This is a genomic window from Dokdonella sp. (genome assembly GCF_039926425.1).
Lineage (GTDB): Bacteria > Pseudomonadota > Gammaproteobacteria > Xanthomonadales > Rhodanobacteraceae > Dokdonella_A.
Window position 1 is genome coordinate 1 of record NZ_JBDSWZ010000161.1, and the last position, 21,146, is coordinate 21,146.

At 64.5% G+C, this 21,146-nt stretch carries 11 protein-coding genes and 1 pseudogene; 3 read left to right on the top strand and 9 right to left on the bottom strand.

Features of this window, described 5'->3' with window-relative positions; translation table 11 throughout:
• From ABIV12_RS09365 to gltB, 6 genes and pseudogenes are all read right to left on the bottom strand, one after another.
• Positions 1 to 1,390: pseudogene (locus tag ABIV12_RS09365) on the bottom strand (hypothetical protein); the annotation flags it as partial.
• Between the two features lie 154 nt (positions 1,391 to 1,544).
• The gene (gene yjjJ / locus ABIV12_RS09370) at positions 1,545 to 2,924 is read right to left on the bottom strand and encodes a type II toxin-antitoxin system HipA family toxin YjjJ (protein WP_348058561.1); all 1,380 of its coding nucleotides are present in this window, start codon (positions 2,922 to 2,924) and stop codon (positions 1,545 to 1,547) included.
• Between the two features lie 112 nt (positions 2,925 to 3,036).
• Positions 3,037 to 6,642, bottom strand: coding sequence for an indolepyruvate ferredoxin oxidoreductase family protein (locus ABIV12_RS09375; RefSeq protein WP_348058563.1), 3,606 nt, complete (start codon positions 6,640 to 6,642; stop codon positions 3,037 to 3,039).
• 158 nt (positions 6,643 to 6,800) lie between these two features.
• A complete protein-coding gene (locus ABIV12_RS09380; protein WP_348058564.1) occupies positions 6,801 to 8,030 on the bottom strand; it encodes a sterol desaturase family protein in 1,230 nt (409 codons plus the stop codon).
• Between the two features lie 243 nt (positions 8,031 to 8,273).
• Positions 8,274 to 9,719, bottom strand: a complete 1,446-nt coding sequence (locus ABIV12_RS09385; protein WP_348058566.1) for an FAD-dependent oxidoreductase — start codon at positions 9,717 to 9,719, stop codon at positions 8,274 to 8,276.
• The gene (gene gltB, locus ABIV12_RS09390; RefSeq protein ID WP_348058568.1) at positions 9,716 to 14,182 is read right to left on the bottom strand and encodes a glutamate synthase large subunit; all 4,467 of its coding nucleotides are present in this window, start codon (positions 14,180 to 14,182) and stop codon (positions 9,716 to 9,718) included. Before gltB ends, ABIV12_RS09385 begins: the two co-directional genes overlap by 4 nt.
• 367 nt (positions 14,183 to 14,549) lie before the next feature.
• Here gltB and ABIV12_RS09395 point away from each other — a divergent pair, with 367 nt between their 5' ends.
• Both ABIV12_RS09395 and ABIV12_RS09400 read left to right on the top strand, forming a co-directional pair.
• Positions 14,550 to 15,836, top strand: coding sequence for a nucleoside permease (locus tag ABIV12_RS09395; RefSeq protein ID WP_348058570.1), 1,287 nt, complete (start codon positions 14,550 to 14,552; stop codon positions 15,834 to 15,836).
• A gap of 16 nt (positions 15,837 to 15,852) precedes the next feature.
• A complete protein-coding gene (locus tag ABIV12_RS09400; RefSeq protein WP_348058572.1) occupies positions 15,853 to 16,845 on the top strand; it encodes a ribokinase in 993 nt (330 codons plus the stop codon).
• Positions 16,846 to 16,848: 3 nt separating this feature from the next.
• Here the strand turns inward: ABIV12_RS09400 and ABIV12_RS09405 are convergent, their stop codons facing one another.
• On the bottom strand, positions 16,849 to 17,517 hold the full coding sequence (locus tag ABIV12_RS09405; protein WP_348058574.1) for a DedA family protein: 669 nt from the start codon (positions 17,515 to 17,517) through the stop codon (positions 16,849 to 16,851).
• A 178-nt stretch (positions 17,518 to 17,695) separates the two neighbouring features.
• On the opposite strand from ABIV12_RS09405, the gene dusB reads away from it, so the two are divergent.
• On the top strand, positions 17,696 to 18,694 hold the full coding sequence (gene dusB / locus ABIV12_RS09410; protein WP_348058577.1) for a tRNA dihydrouridine synthase DusB: 999 nt from the start codon (positions 17,696 to 17,698) through the stop codon (positions 18,692 to 18,694).
• Between the two features lie 95 nt (positions 18,695 to 18,789).
• Here the strand turns inward: dusB and ABIV12_RS09415 are convergent, their stop codons facing one another.
• Complete coding sequence (locus ABIV12_RS09415; protein ID WP_348058581.1) at positions 18,790 to 19,722, bottom strand: aspartyl/asparaginyl beta-hydroxylase domain-containing protein; 933 nt, start codon at positions 19,720 to 19,722, stop codon at positions 18,790 to 18,792.
• A gap of 62 nt (positions 19,723 to 19,784) precedes the next feature.
• Positions 19,785 to 21,131: a tryptophan--tRNA ligase gene (locus ABIV12_RS09420; protein WP_348058583.1), complete on the bottom strand. Its 1,347-nt coding sequence runs from the start codon at positions 21,129 to 21,131 to the stop codon at positions 19,785 to 19,787.
• Positions 21,132 to 21,146 lie beyond the last annotated feature (15 nt).

Sequence of the window (21,146 nt, forward strand, 5' to 3'; positions counted from 1 at the left end):
GCTCGCTCGCGGCCACTTCGCTGGCGCGGTCGCGCACGATCTCGATCACGCGGTCGCCGACACGCCTGCGTTCGCGCGCGGGGGCAGGAAACATCGGCACACGCACGCCGCCGTAATCGAATCCGAGTCGTACCAGACCGGCCTGGTAGCGAACGCCCGAGATGTTGGTGAGCGCGAGCGCACGCAGGGTGAGCACCGGTATCGGGCTCACGTCGCGGCGTTCGATCTCCGCCGCGGCATCGGGCTTGGGCAACGTCGCCAGCAACGGCGCCTCGTGCCAGCGTGCCATCAGCAGCGGCACCTGTTCGGGCAGCAGCGGTGGTGCGCGCAGCACCGCCTCGGCAAGCCGCGTTTCGCCATCGACGCGACCGATTTCGTGTGCGGCCGGATCGAAGTACCACAGCCCGCCAATGCGCAGAAGCCGCGTCGCAGGCGCAGCGGCATCGACGCTCAGTGCGAGTTTCTGGGTGCCATCGTCGCGCGCGATCCAACCGATGCGCAGCGCGTGCCGCGCCCCCAATTTGATGAGCCCGTTCGAGGGCTTGTCGAGATAGCACGGCAGGGTCGCGAGCAGTTCTTCGAGCAGCGCTTCGCCGGCGACGTCGTGCAGATCGAAATACCCACCTCCCTCTATTGATGGAGTGCGCATTCGCAGGTCGGCGATCATACGAAATTCATCGCCGCGCAGCACCGCCCACGGCGCAGGATCGTCCAGTGACGCCTTGATCGGTCGCGGCGACACGAAACCGCCACGCTTGCCCGGCGTCAGCCAGACGGCTTGCGCATTCAGGATCGGGAGTGCGCCGCTGCCAATACGCAGCGCGATACCGACGACGCGCTCGGTGCCCTTCGTTTCGACGACGGCGCTGACGACAGGCGCGTGCAACGCATGGGGCTGCAGCGCTTCCAGCCACTGTTTCCAGGGTCCCAGTTGCGGGCCTGCCGGTGGCGCAATTTCAAGCGCGGGATTCGCCATGCCGCCACGCATCACGAACAGCGCGGTCGCCGCAACGTGCTTGCAGTCCACCTCGACCGGACACGTGCAATAGCTGTCGAGTTCGATGCGCTTGCCGCGACTGATCAGGCGCATGCCGGCGACATAAGGCGACGGGGCTGTGCCTTTCACCTTGCCGATCAGCGCGCCTTCGCCCTTGCCCGGTTCGTAGTGCGTGGCCAGCACGCGACCGCGACGCACGTAGTCCGCGCCCTTCGCCAACGTGCGCTCGTCGAGCAGCGAGGTGACATGGCGCGACAACAATTGGCGGAACGTGATTTCGTCCATCGACGCAGGGGCGTTCGCAGCAGCGGGCAACCTGCAATCGTGCCTGCGCAACAGGTGGGCGTCCAGCGCAAATGCCGACAGATCGACACGAAACGTCGTGGCGATCACGACGTTTCGAAGCGACAGCGTCGACTACGTTCCGATCTCGGCGCCGCTGGTGCTCAACAGAAGAGCGAGCACGTGCGGGGCGGCGCCGGACGTCCGATTCCGCCATCGCGGCAGCGCGATTGACAACGCTTCCAGGCAATGCAGCGGGCCCATCTCACTTCGAAAGATGTGCGAGCGCGCGTTGCACACTGCTGGCGGCGTCGTCACCGATTGCCCGGAACGCCGCGCTGATGCGCGTGTCGGCGACAACGCGTTGCCAGAAGTCGCGCGCCATGATCGCAGCGTCATGCCAGTGGGCATGTTGCTCGGGCGTTGGCATGGTGATTTCATAGCGTCGCTCGACGATCTCGCCGCTGACCGAAGGACGAAAGCGCATCGGCAACATGTCGTACGACGGCGCCAGCGCGAGAGGGCGCTCGTCGCCCAGATACAACGACGCGTTGCCGAGATGCATGTCGGCGTTGGCAATCAACGTTCCAAACCAGCTGCGCACGCTCAATGTGCGCGCATCGCCCGGCGTCAGCCAACCATCGCGCTGAAGCTGCGGCGCGAGTCGCCACCAGTCGATGCGGCCATGACCGTAGTACGCGGCATCGAGTGCGCCGAGCGAGACGACGCCGCGTCGACCGAGGACAGGCGTGCGGTCGAAGCGCGTCGACTGCAGAAACACGCGATCATCGGCTTCGATGATCTGCGTCGTCGCCGCCGCGATCCCGTGGTCGACAAGAGTGACGCCTGCGTGGTGTTCGCTGACCAGCAAATCGGCCCAGCGGCGACCGGCGGGCGTCGTGATGCGATCGCTGAACTTGACGACGACGGGTTCGTAGTCATGGGCATGTTCGAGCGTGATCGCAAACTTCGGCTGCTCGCCCGCGACCGACGATCCGACAGTCTCGGCCTGCAACGACGCCGTGGCCAGTTGCGGATAGCGGATCGTTCGGGCATCGACCGCAATCGTGTCGGTCGGCGACACAATGGCGTGCAGCGCGCGTTGCAGCGAAGCCTCGCCAAGCACGAGATCGCCGGGTCGATCTTCGCCGTGGCGCAGGAGACCGAGCACGACATCATCGGTCTGCCAGCGCAATGGATCCTCCGGCGCGTCGATGTCCTTCGCGACAGAACGAGCAAACGTGCGGCCGAGAAATCCCTGCGGCCTCTGGTCATCCAGAAACCATGGCAGGCGGGGGTAAAGACCCTTTGCAAAATCGCCGTGCAGAAAACAAGAAACTTCGCGCGCGGGTTCGAGGTGGAACTCGCCACGGTGCAGCGTCCGAAGCTCGCCGATCGTTTGTGGTCTACCGTTGGCATCGATGCGGTAGAGCGGCCAGCGACTGCCCGCGCGGGCGATTGCATGCGCCCGTGCGTAGCGCGTTGCGCGGGCATGGCCAATGCGCACGATCGATGGACCGAGCGACGTCAGCAATCGCGATAACGTCGACTGCGTAATCCCAAGTTCCGAAGCCAATTCCCGCGCCGCGAGGGATCCGCGCTGTCTCAGTAAGCCTTCAAGCCGTTGGGCGCGAGCATCGTTCATGCGTCCATTGCATGGATTAATGCATGGATTGTCAATCCTAAATTACTGTTTTAAAAGCATTTAGCTTTTTTATGCGGATAGATTCGCGCGCGCATTTTCGGAAATCATCGCGTCAGGCAGCCACTTGGGCAGCGACCGGGTTGCGCCACGCAGCCAGCAGATCGCCCTGCCGCTTCATCGCCTCGGCGAAGTGGCGCTCCTTGACGTGGCCGTAGCCGCGGATGTGCTCCGGCACCGACGCGATTTCAGCGGCCAGCGCGTGGTTGTCGTTGCCGAGTCCAGCGAGGAGCTCGTCAATCGTCCTGGAATAGTCGGCGATCAGCTGGCGCTCCATCCGCCGTTCGGCTGTGTAACCAAACACGTCCAGCGCGGTACCGCGCAAGCCACGCAGTTTGGCCAGAACCTTGAACACGCTGAACACCCACGGGCCGTATTCGGCTTTGCGCAAATGGCCGTCCGCATCCTTGCGCGCGAACAGCGGCGGCGCGAGATTGAAGTGCACCTTGAAGTCGCCGTCGAAGGTGTCGCGCAGACGCTTCTCGAAATCGCCGCTGGTGTACAGACGCGCGACTTCGTACTCGTCCTTGTACGCCATCAGCTTGAAAGCATAGCGCGCGACAGCCGCGGTCAGCGTCGTAAAGCCCGGGGTTTTTTGTTGTTCCGCCGACGCGACCTTGTCGACCAGAGTCTTGTACGTCCGAGCATACGCGGCGCTTTGGTAGTCGGTGAGGAACGCGATGCGGCGGCCGATTTGTTCGTCGAGCGTGGCGCTCAGCGTTGCATCATCCAGCGAAGCCGCGGAGCCGACTGCATGTCCGTCGGCACCTGCGTTGATCGCCGCGGGAAGAGCAGACATCTTGCGGGTTGGAAGGGCGAGCGCAATTGCGCCCGAGGGCAGATGCGGATTCGGCAGACCCGCGGCCTTGCGTACCGCAACGATGTCGACCGCGCCCATGCGACCCCAGTTGAATGCGGTCTTGTTCATCTCGATCGCAGCGCCGTTGAGTTCGATCGCGCGCATCAGCGACTCGTGCAACACCGGCACCCAGCCCTTCTGCCACGCATAACCAAGCATGAAGAGATTGGCAGCGATCGTGTCGCCAAGCAGCGCGGTTGCGAGCGCGGTCGCGTCGACGAGTTCGGGCTTTTCGCCACCGAGCGCGGTGGTCACCGCCTCGATGATCTGGGTCGCGGGGAACGCAAGATCGGGCTTCATCGTGAACGTGCCGGGCATCGCTTCGTAGGTGTTGAGCACCACACGCGAACGCTGCCCGCGGATCTTCGACAGTGCCCAATAGTCGTTGACGACGACCATGTCGCAACCGAGAACGAGGTCGGCTTCGCCTGCTGCAATACGGACCGCATGGATGTCGTCCGGCTGCTTCGCGATCCGCAGGTGGCAGGTGACTGCGCCACCCTTCTGCGCGAGACCGGTCTGGTCGAGCACCGTGCTGCCCTTGCCTTCCAGATGCGCCGCCATGCCGATCAGCGCGCCAATCGTGACGACGCCGGTGCCACCGATGCCGGTGACGAGGATGTTCCACGGCTGCGCGAGATCGCTTGCGAACGCGGGCATCGGCAACGCGTCGAAGTTGACGGTGACACCGCCTTTTTTCTTTTTGAGCGTGCCGCCGACCACCGAGACGAAGCTCGGGCAGAAGCCCTTCACGCAGGAATAATCCTTGTTGCAACCGGACTGGTCGATCTCGCGCTTGCGGCCGTATTCGGTCTCTTTCGGCAATACGGAAACACAGAACGATTTCTCGCCGCAGTCGCCGCAGCCTTCGCACACCAGCGAATTGATCACGATGCGCTTGTCCGGGTCGACCATCTTGCCGCGCTTGCGACGACGGCGCTTCTCGGTCGCGCAGGTCTGGTCGTAGATGAGCACGCTGGTGCCAGGAATTTCGCGCATGCGTTTCTGCAGCGCATCAAGTTCGTCGCGGTGGATGAACTCGACGCCGCTCGGGAAGACTTCCGGCTGCGACCATTTCGCGATGTCGTCGCTGACGACCACGATCGCCTGCACGCCTTCGCTGCGCATCTGGTGCGCGATGTCCGGCACCGTCAGCGTGCCGTCGACCGGCTGGCCACCGGTCATCGCAACGGCATCGTTGTAGAGGATCTTGTAGGTGATGTTGACCTTCGCCGCGATCGCTTGGCGGATCGCCAGCGAGCCGGAATGGAAATACGTGCCGTCGCCGAGATTCTGGAACACGTGTTTCGTTTCGGTGAACGGCGCCTGGCCACACCACGTCGCACCTTCGCCACCCATCTGCGTGAAGGTGTCGGTGCGCCGGTCCATCCACGTGACCATGTAGTGACACCCGATGCCGCCGAGTGCGCGCGAACCTTCGGGGACGACAGTCGAGGTGTTGTGCGGACAACCGGAGCAGTAATGTGCGGCGCGCGGGAAGTTCGCGCGCGGCAGCGTGAGTTCCTGCTCCTTTGCCTGGATCCACGCGACACGCGAGGTGATCGCGTCGCTGGTGAAGAAGCGCGACAGACGCTTGGCAATCACCAGCGCGATCATCGCCGGCGTCAGTTCGTTGGTCGACGGCAGGATCCAGCGGCCTTCCTCGTCGTACTTGCCGACGATGTGCGGACGCTGCGCGTTGTCCCAGTTGTACATGTATTCCTTCATCTGCGATTCGATGAAGGAGCGCTTTTCCTCGACGACGATGATGTCCTCGAGGCCGTGCGCGAATTCGCGGATGCCGATCGGCTCCAGCGGCCAGGTCATGCCGACCTTGTAGACGCGGATGCCGATGTCGCGTGCGTCGCGCGCACTGATGCCGAGGTATTCGAGCGCCTGCAGCACGTCGAGATAGCTCTTGCCGGTGGTCACGATTCCGAGACGCGCGTTGGGCGAGTCGATCACCACCTTGTCGATGCGGTTCGCGCGGGCGAATGCGGTCGCCGCCTGCACGGCGTACTGGTGCAGGCGCATTTCCTGGTTCAGTGGCGGATCGGGCCAGCGGATGTTGAGGCCGCCAGCGGGCAGCACGAAGTCTTCCGGCAACACGATATCGAGCTGGTGCGGATTGACGTTGACGCTCGCACTCGACTCGACCGTTTCGGCAATCGTCTTGAAGCCGACCCAGCGTCCGGTGAAGCGGCTCATCGCCCAGCCAAGCATCCCCATGTCGAGGATGTCCTGCACGCCGGCGGGATTGAGGATCGGCATCATCGCCGACACAAACTCAAGCTCGGATCCATGCGGCAACGTGGACGAACGACACGCGTGATCGTCGGCCGCAAGAGCCAGCACGCCGCCGAATTTTCCGGTACCGGCCGCATTGCCGTGCTTGAACACGTCACCACAGCGATCGACGCCCGGACCCTTGCCGTACCACATTGAAAATACACCGTCGTACTTCGCGCCGGGGAACAGGTTCGCCTGTTGCGTTCCCCACACCATCGTCGCGCCAAGATCCTCGTTGAGACCCGGCTGGAATTCGATCGCCGACGCCTTGAGGTGCTTCTTCGCCTTCCACAATTCGAGATCGAAGCCGCCCAGAGGCGATCCGCGATAGCCGGAGATGAAACCCGCGGTGTTGATGCCGGCGGCGCGATCGCGCATCTGCTGCATCAACGGCAATCGCACCAGCGCCTGCACGCCGGATAGATAAATGCGCCCTTCGGCGCGCGTGTATTTGTGCTCGAGCGTGTAGTCGCGATCGATGGACGGCGCGAGCTCGGTGGCGGGAACGGACATGGCGGCTACCGGTCAGGGGGCATGGACAAGAGCGGAATTGTAGCAGGGGCGTTTTGACCGGGATTCGCGCATCGCAGTGCGCTCAACGCAGGCCGGACGCGCCTGCGCTGCCGGCTCAGGCGCCGAACGAACGCGCCGGCCGCGCAGGCGCGTCCGGTCTACGCGGTTGGTGTCGTGGTCGGAGTCGCGCTGAATGGAAACGCCTGCTGCGCACGCCAGCCGTCCGGCATGTAGTCGCCGACGACGCCGTAACCTGCGGGAAACGGCTTGTTCGCCGGAACCTTCACTGCGGTCCGGAACAGGTAGTCGAGGAAGGAGTAGTGCGCCGCGTAGTTGCGGTCGATCGCTTCATCGTCGGCCGAGTGATGCCAGTGGTGGAAGTCCGGCGTCACGATCAGGTACTTCAGCGGCCCCCACGGCAGATGCACGTTCGCGTGGTTCAGCACGGCCTGGAATCCGACGATCAGGATGTACGCATTGATCACGCCCTCGCGGAACCCGAGCACGAACAGCGGTGCGAGCACCAGCACGCGCGTGACGATGATTTCCAGCACGTGCTGGCGCGAGCCGGCGAGCCAGTCCATCGTCTTCGTACTGTGGTGCACCGCGTGGAATTTCCACAGAAACGGAACTTCGTGGTACGCGCGGTGGGTCCAGTACTGCGCAAGATCGGCAACGAGCACGCACAGCAGCAGTTGTGGAAGGAACCAGATGCGCTGGATCGCAAGCTGGAAATCGTGATTGACCATCCAGCTGAACGCATGGTGGATCGCGAAGTTGACCGTCAGCAGAATCAGTCCGACCAGGAAATGATTCACCGCGAAGTGCTTGAGATCGGTCTGCCACTCGCGCCGGAACACCGCCTGGCCCTTGTACAGCGGGAACATTTTTTCGATCACCACGAAGATCACCGTCGAGCCGAGCAGGTCGAGGATGAACCAGTCGAGGCCGATATACGGCGTGTGATCGGGAAAGTTGCCGACCGGCACACGCGATCCGCCGAACGCCACCGCCGCGATCACCAGGCCAAAGGCGAGCAGGTTGAGATTGCGCCGCACACCGAGCACGAGGTTTGCGAGCGAGAGGCCTCCGGCAATCAGCAGCGCGGCAAACATCGCCTGGCGTAACACATCCACCGAATACTGGTGGCGCAGTTCCGGGGTGGTCAGGTATTGCGGAAAATGGAACGCGAGTACGCCGAGCAGACACAGGAAGCTCAGCGACAGTGCGACGATCGTCGCAATCATGCCTTGCCCGAAGGTCAGTCCGCCGCTGCTGCCGAGCAGATTTGCGGTGTCGTCGACGGTCGAGCGGACGACGTGCGAATGCGCTTTGAGCGCATCGCCAATGCGATAGGGTGTGCGGCTGACGGATGATGGCGTGGACATGCTTCGAATCCTTGTTGCGACACTGCGGAACCGCACTCTTCGGGCGGCGATTCTAGAGATAAAGAGGCGCTCGCGCGCGGAGTGCAGGACCTCCGGCCAGCGCCCGTCACTCCCCGACGTCGGACGTCATTCCCGCGAAAGCGGGAATCGCCTTTTGCCTGCGCCCAAATCCTCAAGTCGCCTGCGACGCTTCAGGAGCGATTCCCGCTTTCGCGGGACTGACGTCAGGGAGGGGTCGGCTGTTCAGGCAGTCGCGCGCTCGAGATCCATAGCCGCCGCGGCCTCCAGAGCGAACTGCTGCACGATCGCCGCAGCCGCCTCGCGGCCGTCATGGACCGCGCGTACGACGAGGTCGGCGCCGCGCACGTTGTCGCCGCCGGCGAACACGCGCGGGTTCGTCGTCTGGAACGGCAGGCGTGTGCCGCCACCTGCGATGAGTCGTCCACCGTCGTCGCACGCGATGCCGGCATCGGCACACCACGCCGGCGGGCTCGGTCGGAAGCCGAATGCGACGATCACGACATCGGCGTCGAGCGTTTCTTCGCTGCCATGCACGTGTTCCGGTCGCGCACGGCCCTTGTCGTCGGGGACCAGTCGCGTCTCGACCACGCGCAAGCCCGTCACCTGTTCCTCGCCGAGCACGGCAAGCGGCTGACGATTGAACAGGAAGCGCACGCCTTCTTCTTTCGCGTTCTTCACTTCCCGACGCGAGCCAGGCATGTTCGCCTCGTCGCGACGATACACGCACGTGACCGACGCCGCGCCAAGACGAATCGATGTGCGGTTGCAATCCATGCCGGTGTCGCCGCCGCCGAGCACGATGACATGTTTGCCGCGCAGATCGAGCTGCGGATGCGGCACCGCGGTTTCATCGAGAAGGCGGCGCGCATTCGCAACGAGGAACGGCAACGCGGGCAACACACCGTGCAGGTGATCGCCGGGAAGATCCGCGGCCACTTCGCGATACGCGCCGGTGCCCATGAACACCGCGTCGTACTCATTGAGCAGATCGGCGAACGCGAGATCGCGACCGATCTCGACACCAAGGCGAAACTCGATGCCCATATCCTCGAAGATGCGTCGGCGCAGCCGGACGATGTCCTTGTCAAGCTTGAACGGCGGAATGCCGAACGTCAGCAGGCCGCCGATTTCCTCGTACCGATCGAACACGGTCGCGGCGACGCCGGAGCGCACCAGTCGATCGGCAACCGACAGGCCGGCCGGTCCTGCGCCGATCACCGCGACGCGACGGCCGGTCGGTTTCACCTTCGACAGATCCGGACGCCAGCCTTGCGAGAATGCCAGATCGACGATGTTCTTCTCGATCGCGCCAATCGTCACCGCGCCGAAGCCGTCGTTGAGCGTGCAGTCGCCTTCGCACAGCCGATCCTGCGGACAGACGCGGCCGCAGATTTCCGGCAGCGGATTGGTTTCATGCATCAGCGTCGCCGCTTCGAACACGCGGCCTTCCTTTGCGAGCTTCAACCAGTTCGGGATGTAGTTGTGCACCGGGCACTTCCACTCGCAATACGGATTGCCGCAGTCGATGCAGCGCGCCGCTTGCTCCTCGCCCTGCCCTTTCTCGAATTGGCCGTAGATTTCGGCCCAGCCGAGCACGCGCACGACCACCGGCACTTCGCGCGGCAACGCGCGCGGGATCTCGATGAAGATCGGGTTCTTCTCCTTCATGCGGCGCGCCTCAGCTCGTTGATCAGCGAATCGACGCTCGCCGCCTTCGGCTTGACCAGCCAGAACTTGCCGAGCAGATCGCGGAAATGGTCGCGGATGTGCGTGCCCCAGACGCTGCCGGTCGCTGCCACGTGGGCGGCAATCAGGCCGCTCAGGTGCTGCAGGTAGTTTTCCATGCCCTCCGGCGAGATGCGCTGGATATCGATGAGTTCGTGGTTGTAGCGGTCGACGAAATCGCGCTCGGTGTCGAGCACGTAGCCAAAGCCGCCGGTCATCCCGGCGCCGAAGTTGATGCCCGTCGGTCCGAGTACCACGACGATGCCGCCGGTCATATATTCACAGCAGTGATCGCCGGCACCTTCGACGACGGCGAGCGCGCCGGAGTTGCGCACCGCGAATCGTTCGCCAGCCATCCCGGCCGCGTAGAGCTCGCCGCCGGTCGCGCCATACAGACAGGTGTTGCCGATGATCACCGATTCGCGCGCAACATACGCGGCATCGCGTGGCGGACTCACCACGATCCGCCCACCGGCCATGCCCTTGCCGACGCCGTCGTTCGCCTCGCCTTCCAGAATAATATGCACGCCGCCAGCATTCCATGCGCCGAGGCTCTGCCCCGCGCTGCCGGCCAGATGCAGGATCACCGGCTTGTCGTCCATGCCGTGGTCGCCGTGCTTGCGTGCGACTTCGCCGGAGAGGCGCGCGCCGAGCGAGCGGTCGGTGTTGCGCACCGTGTAACGGAATTCGCCGCCGAGCTTGTGTGCGACCGCGAAACGCGTGTCGTCGGCGATCTTTGCCGCCAGCGTGCCGGGGTCGCGCGGCACGTTGCGCGCTCCGGAGCAGATCCGCGCGCCTTCATTGACGAAGCCGGCAGCATTGATCAGCGGCGCCACGTCGATGCGCGCGTGCTTGCCATCGAGATCGGAACGCTGGCGCAGCAGGTCCACCCGCCCGACGAGATCCTCGAGCCGCTGTACACCGAGTTGCGCCATCCACTCGCGCACGTCCTGCGCAACGAACTCGAAATAGCGCATGACCTTCTCGGCAGTGCCGACAAAGTGCTGCTTGCGCAGGACATCGAGCTGCGTCGCGACGCCGGTGGCGCAGGTATTGAGGTGGCAGATGCGCAGGTACTTGCAGCCCATCGCGATCATCGGCGCGGTGCCGAAGCCGAAACTTTCCGCGCCGAGGATCGCCGCCTTGATCACGTCGAGGCCGGTCTTGAGTCCGCCGTCGGTCTGCAGGCGCACACGGTCGCGCAGGCCATTTCTGCGCAGCGTTTCATGCGCTTCGGCCAGGCCGAGCTCCCACGGCACGCCCGCGTAGTGGATCGACGTGAGCGGGCTGGCGCCTGTGCCGCCGTCGTGGCCGGAGATCGTGATGAGGTCGGCATAGGCCTTCGCCACGCCTGCAGCAATTGTTCCGACTCCGGCGTGAGCGACCAGCTTGACCGACACGAGCGCGTCCGGATTCACTTCCTTCAGATCGAAGATCAGCTGCGCGAGATCCTCGATCGAATAAATGTCGTGGTGCGGCGGCGGCGAGATCAACCCGATTCCAGGACGCGCGTACCGCAGACGCGCAATCAGTTCATTGACCTTGTGCCCCGGCAACTGGCCGCCTTCGCCCGGCTTCGCGCCCTGCGCGATCTTGATCTGCAGCACCTCGGCATTGACGAGGTACTCCGGCGTCACGCCAAACCGCGCCGACGCGACCTGCTTGATCTTCGACATCTTGTCGGTGCCGTAGCGCGCGGGATCCTCGCCGCCTTCGCCCGAGTTCGACCGCGCGCCGAGACGATTCATCGCTTGCGCGAGCGTTTCGTGCGCCTCAGGCGACAGCGCGCCGAGCGACATGCCGGCCGAATCGAAGCGCTTCATCAGGGATTCGATCGACTCCACGTCGTCCAGCGGGATCGGTGTGATGCCATCACGCAATTCCAGCAGATCACGCAACGACGACGGCGCACGCAGGTCGACGAGATTCGCGTACTCGCGGTAGTCGCCCGGATCGCCGCTGGTGACCGCACGCTGCAGCGCGCCGACCACATCGGGGTTGTACGCGTGGTATTCGCCGCCGTGCATGTATTTCAGAATGCCGCCCGGTGGCAGCAGCGAAGTCTCGTCGAATGCCGCACGCGTGCGCTGGCGCTGTTCGTCCTCGAGGTCGACGAAGCGCGTGCCGCCAATGCGCGCGGGGGTTCCCGCGAAACACAGGTCGACGATCTCGCGTTCGAGGCCGACGATCTCGAACAGCTGCGACGCGCGATAGCCGGAAATCGTCGAAATGCCCATCTTCGAGAGGATTTTCAGCAATCCTTTGCGAATGCCCTTGCGATAGGTGCGGCCGAGCTCGCGCGGTTCGCCGCTGTCGTCGCCGGCGCGCGTGCTGCGGCCGAGGTCGAACAGCGTCTGATACGCGAGGTACGGATACACCGCCGACGCACCGAAACCGATCAGGCAGGCGAAATGGTGCGCATCACGTGCGGTGCCGGTTTCGACAATGAGGTTGCAGTCGCAGCGCAACTGCGCGTTGACCAGTGCGAGATGGATCGCGCCGACTGCGAGCAACGCATGCATCGGCAGCTTGTCTGCGCCCTGCGGCGGGTAGCGATCGCTGAGGAACACGAGCTTCGCGCCGCCGTGCACCGCGCTTGTTGCCTCGATGCAGATGCGGTGCAACGCCGCCTCGAGGCCTTCGTTCTCGCGGTAGTACAGGTCGACGAAACACTGGGCGTCGGTGTACTGCGGCAGCGCCAGCAACTGGCGAAGCTTGCGTTGCGACAGCACCGGCGAGGTCAGCAGCACCTGCTTCGCGTTTTCGGCAGACAGCTCGAACAGATTGCCTTCGGCGCCGATCTGCGTGACGAGCGACATCACCGCGGTTTCACGCAACGGATCGATCGGTGGATTGGTGACCTGCGCGAATGCCTGGCGAAAATAGTCGTACAGCGCGCGCCCGCCACCCGACATCGCGGCAACCGGGGTGTCGTCGCCCATCGAACCGGTCGCCTCCACGCCCTCCTGCGCAAGCGAGGTCAGCACCGTGTCGCGCTCTTCGCGCGACAGTCCGAAGAGCTTCTGGAAGCGCGCGAGAAGATCGGCCGGAAATGGTTCTGCGGCGAGGCTCGGATCGATCAGATGCGATTCGAGGTAGGTGACGCCGTCGCGCAACCAGCGCTTGAACGGCGCGAGGCTGCGGCTCATCGCATCGACGTCGGTATTCTTCAACAGCCGATGCTCGACCAGGTCGACCGCGATCATCTCGCCCGGTCCCAGGCGCCCCTTCTCGACGATCGCCGAATCACGCACGTCCCAGATACCGGCTTCGGATGCAACGAACAGGTGGCGGTCGTCCGAGAGCACCCAGCGCGCCGGGCGCAGGCCGTTGCGGTCGAGCGTGCAGGCGGCATAGCGGCCATCGCAAAGAACGAGCCCGGCAGGACCGTCCCACGGCTCCATGTGCAGGCCGTAGTACTCGTAGAACGCGGCGAGGTCCGAATCCACGTCCTCGCGCGCGGACCATGCCGGTGGAACGAGGATGCGCATTGCAATCGGCAACGAAATGCCGCCGACCAGCAGCAGCTCGAGTGCATTGTCGAGGCTCTGCGAATCGGAGCCGTCCATCGCGATCAGCTCGCCGAGCTCGGAAAAATCGATCGTCGGCGCGACCAGCTTCGGGCTGCGCGCCTGCATCCAGATGCGGTTCGCGCGGATTGTGTTGATTTCGCCGTTGTGCGCGAGGTAGCGGAATGGCTGCGCGAGCTTCCATTGCGGCGTCGTGTTGGTCGAGAAGCGGTTGTGGAATACCGCCGCGCAACTGGCCAGATCGCCGCGCGCGAGATCCGGGAAAAACGTGCGCAGGAATCCCGGCAGCACCATCGCCTTGTAGGTGATCGACGCGGCGGACAGGCTCACGACATAGAAATGCGGGTCGTGCTTGAGGGCGTTTGTCGCCAGCCGCCGTGCACGGTACAACGCGCGTTCGAACGCGTTTTCGTCCATCGCGAACGGCGCGTTGACGAACAATTGCAGGATGCGCGGCCGGCGCGACGCAGCCTGCTCGCCGCACACGCCAACGTCGATCGGAACGTCACGCCAACCGGCGATGGCGATGCCGCTCTCGCGCAGGCATGCCTCCAGATCGGCGACGGCAGGCGCACACACCGCATCTTCCGGTGAAAGAAAAACGAGTCCGGCGGCGAATTGTCCGCTGAGCGCGATCCCCGCTTCGGCGGCGAGGTTGCGCAACCATGCAGTCGGGCGATGCAGCAGGATCCCGCAGCCGTCGCCGGAAAGTCCGTCGGCGCCGACCGCGCCGCGATGGGCAAGGCGCTCCAGCGCATTGAAGGCGCGCTCGACGATTTGCGCGCTCGGACGCGCGTCGATCTGCGCGATCAGCCCGAAACCGCAGCTGTCGTGTTCGTAAGCGGGGTCGTAGAGACCCTCGTGCCGGTTTGCCATCGTGCTCACCTGTGCGGATCACGGCCGTCGGCGACGCTTACCGAACGCCGAATCGAATGGGCGTCTAGACATCCATACGAAACGCGCGGCCGGAAGGCGTGGTTCGCCCCGAGTGAAGCACAGTTGTTGCTTTGCGTCAAAGCGCTCGACCGGCATCATTCGCTGCAATCGAACGGCGTCTGCGGCGAATCGTCCCGGCGGCGTCGATTCGCGCGGGCCATCAACGGTGAAAACGAGCCTTGCGTCCGTGTTCGCTGCTGCTCTACGCTGCTCCGCGCAGGTCCGTGCGGCGCTCCTCCGAACGGCCAGCCACTCGCCCGGCGGTTTGCGGTCGCGTCGTTGCCCAAACCCCTGAGACGATCGTCCGATGAGCATCAAGCTCCGCCTCGTGCTGATGAATTTCCTGCAGTTCTTCGTGTGGGGTTCGTGGCTGATCACGATCGGCGCGTACTGGTTCCAGACCCGTCACTGGTCGGGCGCCGAGTTCGGCGCGATCTTCTCGACGATGGGCATCGCGTCCCTCTTCATGCCGTCGATCGCCGGGATGGTCGCCGATCGCTGGGTCAATGCCGAACGCCTGTACGGCGTGTTTCACCTGTGCGGGGCTGCGGTGCTGTTCTGCGTGCCGATGGTCGACAACCCGACCACCATGTTCTGGGTGATGCTGCTCAACATGGTGTTCTACATGCCGACGATTTCGCTCTCGATCGCGGTGGCCTACGCCTCGCTCAAGAGTGACGGCAAGGACGTGGTGCGCGACTATCCGCCCATCCGCGTGTGGGGAACGATCGGCTTTATCGTCGCGCTGTGGACGATCAGCCTTTTGCATCTGGAAACCTCGGCCGGCCAGTTCCGTGTCGCCGCTGCGGCGTCCCTGGTGCTTGGGTTTTACGCGTTCACGCTGCCGCGCTGCCCGCCGCTCTTCAAGCGCGGGCAGGGACAGTCGCTGCTGGATGCGCTTGGTCTGACCTCGTTCTCGCTGTTCAAGGACCGCCAGATCGCGATCTTCCTGGTCTTCGCGATGTTCCTCGGCGCGGCGCTGCAATTGACCAATGCGTACGGCGACACGTTCCTGCACGACTTCGCCACGGTCGATGCATACAAGGGCACCCTCGCGGTGCGCTATCCCGCGATCATCATGTCGATCTCGCAGGTCTCCGAAACGCTGTTCATCCTCGCGATTCCGTTGTTCCTGCGCAATTTCGGCATCAAGCGCGTGATGGTGATCAGCATGGTCGCCTGGTTCCTGCGCTTCGGCCTGTTTGCCTATGGCGATCCGGGCGGCGGACTGTGGATGATCGTGCTCTCGTGCATCGTTTACGGCATGGCGTTCGACTTCTTCAATATCTCCGGCTCGCTGTTCATCGAAAGTCGCAGCAGTGCGTCGATCCGTGCAAGTGCGCAAGGCTTGTTCATGCTGATGACGAATGGCGTCGGCGCGATCCTCGGAAGTTCGCTCAGCGGCCTGCTGATCGACCGCTACTACACCGCAGCAGATGGCACAAAAGACTGGCATGGCATCTGGATCGCATTCGCGCTGTACGCGCTGGTTGTCGCGATCCTCTTCAGCGTGCTGTTCAAGTACAAGCACGATCCGCGCGCCGCGGCGGCGATCGCTTCCGACGACGCACTCGACCACCGGATCGGCATGTGATCGCGGCCCCTGCCCCATGACCGGCACGCCGGCGCGGCCCGATCATCCGCAGGTCATCGTCGTCGGCAGCTTCGTGCAGGATCATGTCTGGCGGATCGATCGCTTCGTCCAGGCCGGAGAGACGCGTCGTGCGCTGGGTTTCAGCACGGGACCGGGCGGCAAGGGATTCAACCAGGTCGTTGCGTGCGCGCGCCAAGGCATAGCCACGCTGTTCATCGGAGCCATCGGCGAGGATGCCCTCGGCGCGAACGCACAACGGCTCGCCCGCGACGAAAGGGTCGAGTGTCGATGGCTGGTTCGCACCGACCGATCCACGGCAACCGCCGGCATCGTGGTCGACGCTGCGGGAGCGAACCAGATCGTCGTCCATCTCGCGGCAAACGACCATCTCGACCCCTCGTTCATCGAGGAGCAGGGCGATGCGTTCGACGCGGCAAAAGTCCTGCTGCTGCAGATGGAGAACAACCTCGACGCAACCGTCGCCGCGCTGACGCTCGCGACGCGCCACCGGCTTCTGCGCGTCCTCAATCCTGCGCCAGTGCATCCCGGGCTGGATGCCGCGCTGCTCGCGCGGGTCGACGTGCTTACCCCGAATGAAACCGAGTTTGCGCAGTTGCTCGAACGCGTGATCGGTGTCGCAACCGATGCCGACACGCTGGCCCGCCAGAGCGACGAGGAACTGCACCGGCTCGCGCGAACGCTCGGCGTCGCGACCGTGGTCATCACGCTGGGCGCAAACGGCAGTTTCGTGTCGCACGGCGAGGCGGATCGGCGTGGGGATGCCGAAGCGTTCTATCGCGTCGAGGCCGAACCGGCGAACACGCTCGATACCACCGGGGCCGGCGATGCGTTCTCGGGCGCGCTGGTTGCCGCACTGCTGCGCTTCGCAGGGCAACCATTCCGCCAGGCCGTCGAACATGCGGGTCGCGCGGCCGCGCTGTCGACGGAAAAGGCAGGCGCATCCACGGCGATGCCGCACTTCGACGACGTCATCGCGCGGTTTTCCTGAGCGTCACGCCTCGGGAGGATCACTGTTGCGAAGGCGCCGGCGCTCACGATGGCCGCGCAGGCGCGCGCGCCGCTGCTGCGCGCGCCGCGACACGAACCAGACGGCGCCGACGATGGCCACGCCGACCAGCACCGCAATACTGCCCTGTCCGCGCTTGATCCATGCCAGCAGCCAGTCGCGATTCTCGGCGCCGTAGTAACCCAGCCAGACCCAGAACGGCACCGAGATCAGCGCAGCGAAACCGTCGAATGCGATAAAGCGCAGGAACGTCACCCGCTGCGTCATGCCGGCGGTGAAGAAGACTGCAGTGCGCAAGCCCGGCAGGAATCGCGCGACAAACATCAGCCGGTTGCCGTAGCGGTCGAACTTCGCCTGCACTTGAGCATAGCGGCGCGGGGTCAGCAGCACCGCGACCCAGCGCAGCCGCATCGCCCGCACGCCGAGGTAGCGGCCGACCAGAAACATCAGCGAATCGCCGAACAGCACGCCGGTAAGACCGACCGCGCACATCAGGCGCACGTCCGCATAGCCAAGCCCGGCGATCACGCCACCGGCAACCAGCGTGATGTCCTCGGGGAACGGGATGCCGAGGCTGCAGATCATCAGCACCGCAAACACGGCGAGATAACCGTGCTGCGTGAAGAACTGGATCAGGAGATCGAGAAATTCCATCCGGAAAGTCGGTTGCGATCAGCGCACGCCGGAGTCGGCCACGTCGTTCATCGCAGACAGGCGTGTGGGGAAAGGTTCGGCGAGTCTAACCGCGGATGGCATCCGCGTTCATTGCCGCAATGCGCGCATCGACCCGCAGGAGCAGGCGATGCGTGCGTCGCACCGCTAGAATGGGGCGATGCGTCTCGGCCCCTACCTCATCGATCCACCGGTCGTGCTTGCGCCGATGGCCGGCGTCACCGACAAGCCGTTCCGCCAGCTGTGCAAGCGGCTGGGGGCAGGGCTCGCCGTGTCCGAGATGACGATTTCCGACCCGCGCCTGTGGACCACGCGCAAGTCGCGGCAGCGGATGGACCACGTTGGCGAACCCGATCCGGTCAGCGTGCAGATTGCCGGCCATGACCCGCAAATGCTCGCGGAGGCAGCCCGCTACAACGTCGATCACGGCGCCCAGCTGATCGACATCAACATGGGGTGCCCGGCGAAGAAGGTATGCAACGTCTGGTCCGGCAGTGCGTTGCTTCAGGACGAGGCACTGGTGGCGCGGATCCTCGACGCGGTGGTGCGCGCGGTCGAGGTGCCGGTCACGCTGAAGATCCGCACCGGCTGGAACCGCGACAACCGCAACGGCGTCGCGATCGCGAAAATCGCCGAGGCTGCCGGCATCGCAGCGCTTGCGGTGCACGGGCGCACGCGTGCCGACCACTACGAAGGGGAAGCGGAGTACGACACGATCGCGGCGATCAAGGCGGCCATCGGCATTCCGGTGTTCGCCAACGGCGATATCGACTCGCCCCAACGTGCACGCCATGTGCTTGACCACACTGCAGCCGATGCGGTGATGATCGGCCGCGCGGCGCAGGGACGTCCGTGGATCTTCGGCGAGATCGCGCACTTCCTGCGCACCGGCGAAACCATCGAGCCGCCGTCACCGCGCGACGTGCGCGACATCCTGCTCGGTCACCTTGATGCGTTGTATGCGTTCTACGGCGAGCAACAGGGCCTGCGCATCGCGCGCAAGCATCTGGGCTGGTACGCGAAAGACCGGCCGGAAAACGTCGCGTTTCGCGCAGTGGCGAATCGCGCGGAGACGGCCGTCGATCAACAGCGGCTCACGCGCGACTATTTCGATGCGCTGCAGGCGGGCGTTGCCGGCCAGTTTGCGGCAGCAGCGTAGACCGGACGCGTTTTTTTGCGGCCGGCGCTCCTCGTCACCACGGATGTCTGATCGTCTGCTGGCGCTCGAGCTGGCCGCAAAAAAGCGCGTCCGGCCTACGGAAGCCACGGCAACAACAGCCACACCAGCACTGCGGCAATCGCCGCGACGCGCACAAAACGATACGCCTGCGGTGCCGCTCGCTTGAAGCGCTTGCGCTGCTCGCCGACCTGATGCGCAATGCCGTTGAGGCGGTTGACGATGCCGACCTGTTCGGTGCTGAGGTTCTGCGCAGCGGTCGCGCGACCGAGCACGCGACTGACGAAGCGGTTGATCGCGCGCATCACCGGCGTGCGCAGCGGCCGTTCGATGTCGCAAAACAGAATGACGCGCGTCTGGTCGGTGCGGTTTTCCGCCCAGTGCACCAGCGTCTCGTCGAACACCACGTCCTCGCCATCCCGCCATGCGTAAGCCTCGCCGTCGACGAAGATGCGGCACTCGGGTGAATTGGGCGTGATCAGGCCGAGGTGATAGCGCAGCGACCCGGCAAACGGATCGCGATGCGGATTGAGTTTTCCACCGGGCGGAAGCAGCGCGAACATGGCCGCACGCACCGATGGAATCGTCGCGAGCAACGCAACCGTGTTCGGGCACAACGCAGTCGCCGAAGGCAGCGGCTCGCCGTACCAGGTCAGGTAGAAGCGTTTCCAGCCTTCCTTGAAGAACGATCCGAAGCTCGCGTCGTTGTGTTTCTCCGCCGCGCGGATGTAGCCCTCGTCAAACAGATGCAAGGCCTCGTCGCGGATGCCTTGCCAGCCGTCGCGCAACGGGTCGAGCGCGGCGAACTGCGAGCGCTCGACGAACGGCTTGCCGCGCACCGCGGAGAATGCGTACATCAACACGTTGTACGGAGCGAACAGACCCGAGTGGTCGAGCAGCTGGCGCTTGAGCTTCAGGCGGACGCGGCCGCGCAGATGCACCACGAGCACGCTGGCGACGTACAGGATCAGAAAAATCAGCAGCGCGGTTCGGAATGAGAAGGTGTGCACGTGTTCGCAGGTTGAGGTCGCCGTTGGGGAAAGGTCCGCAAGCACGAGGCCGCGACGGACTCCTACTTCTTCGTCGAATCCTTCGCCACCTTCCCGGCCTTGAGTATCGCCAGCGCCGCAGCAATCGAGCCGGTCGGCAGCGCCAGTTCGTCGGCGGGCGCGCTCTTCAGCACCAGCGCGGCGAGCGTTGGTGCATCGTCAGCTGCGTCGACCAGCTCAGCAGTAACGCGTCCTGCATCTTTCGGCGAATCGAACGCGCGGCTCTGCAGCAGCACGGTGCCATCGCTGGCGCTCAGTTTGAAATAGAACTTGCCGTCGGCTTCGCGGTAGCTCTTCAGTTGCGGAACGCTGATCGATGAACCCGGTTGCGCGTCGACTGATCCGGTGGGTCCTGCCGTGAGACTGCGGATGCCAACTGCCGCGCGCAGGCGCTCGATGAAATCGACGCTGCGCGTGCGCGCCTTGTTCGCGCCTGCGAGCAGCTGCTCCTCGATCGCATCAGGCTTGGCGATCAACGCATCGTACCGCGCGCGCGGAGCCGACAGGTCCGCATCGATGCGTTCAAACAGCTTCTGCTTCGCTTCACCCCAACCGATTCCGTCCGCAAATGATTCGCGCATCTGCGCCGTTTCATCCGCGGTTGCAAACGCCTTGAAGATCGAGAAGACGTTCGATGAATCCGGATCCTTCGCGTCGCCCGGCGCACGCGAATCGGTGACGATGCCGAGGATCGCCTTTTTCAGGTCTTTCGCCGGCAGCCACAACGGAATGGTGTTGTCGTAGCTCTTGGACATCTTGCGCCCGTCGGTGCCGGGCAGTGTCGCGACGTTGTCGTCGATCTTCGCCACGGGCGCGACGAAGTAATCGTCGCCATAGAGGTGATTGAATCGCTGCCCGATGTCGCGTGCCATCTCGATGTGCTGGATCTGGTCGCGACCGACCGGCACCTCGTGCGCGTTGAAGATCAGGATGTCCGCGGCCATCAGCACCGGGTACATGTAGAGGCCCGCGTTGATGCCCGCATCCGGGTCTTCGCCGCCGGCGGTGTTCTGGTCGACCGCCGCCTTGTACGCGTGCGCGCGGTTGAGCAGGCCTTTCGCGGTGACGCAGGTGAGCAGCCAGGTCAGCTCGGGAATTTCCGGGATGTCCGACTGGCGATAGAAGAACACGCGCTCCGGGTCGAGTCCGCAGGCGAGCCAGCTCGCCGCGATTTCCAGCGTCGACTGCTGCACGCGCGCCGGATCGCCGGTCTTCACCAGCGCGTGGTAGTCGGCAAGGAAGTAGAACGATTCCGCGTCCACGCGGTGGCTGGCGGCAATCGCCGGGCGGATCGCGCCCACGTAGTTGCCGAGGTGCGGCGTACCGGACGTGGTGATGCCGGTGAGGATGCGGCGTTTGTCGGAGCTCACTCGGAGGCGTATCGA